The 512-nt window shown below is 70.1% G+C and carries 1 pseudogene; it reads right to left on the bottom strand.

The features are described from left to right. A pseudogene (locus JCM19049_RS17355) lies at positions 1 to 251 on the bottom strand (molybdopterin molybdenumtransferase MoeA); the annotation flags it as partial. Positions 252 to 512 lie beyond the last annotated feature (261 nt).

Raw genomic sequence — 512 nt, 5'->3', positions numbered from 1 at the left:
GGGATTTCGCCCAGCACGCGCAGGGTGACCGGCGTGCTGTCACTGGCTCCGAGGGTGTCGGCGGCACGCACCGCGTACCCGTCCATGGCCGAGTTGTCCCACAGCGGCAGCGGGTGGCGGGCGGCGAAGTCCTCGGCCAGCACGGTGCCGTACAGGTGGTGGAAGCCGTTGGCCAGGCTGTGTTGCCGGGCCGGCAGGGGGCCCAGCTGATCCAGGATCCACTCCAGGTGCGCTTCGGGGGTCAGGGCCATCTGCGTCCTTTCGGTTGCCTACCGCCAGTATGCCCCCATTGGCACCCCAAAGTCAGCCGCAAAGGCCCATGTGGCATGCGCCTGGCCGGTGTTACATGCCGCCGCGGCCCTTGGTGCCACGCAGCATGCCGGCCACAATCAGCGCGAACGTGCCCACCAGCACCAGCAGCCACAGCCCCAGCGCGTAGGAGTTGGTTTCGGCGTGGTAGGTCGCGCCCATCGCCAGCGGCGGAAGTAGCCGCCCAGGCCACCGGCGGCGGC

Source organism: Arthrobacter sp. JCM 19049 (assembly GCF_001310435.1).
Note: the sequence above shows the minus strand (reverse complement) of the source record. Positions and strands in the feature narration are given on the sequence as shown.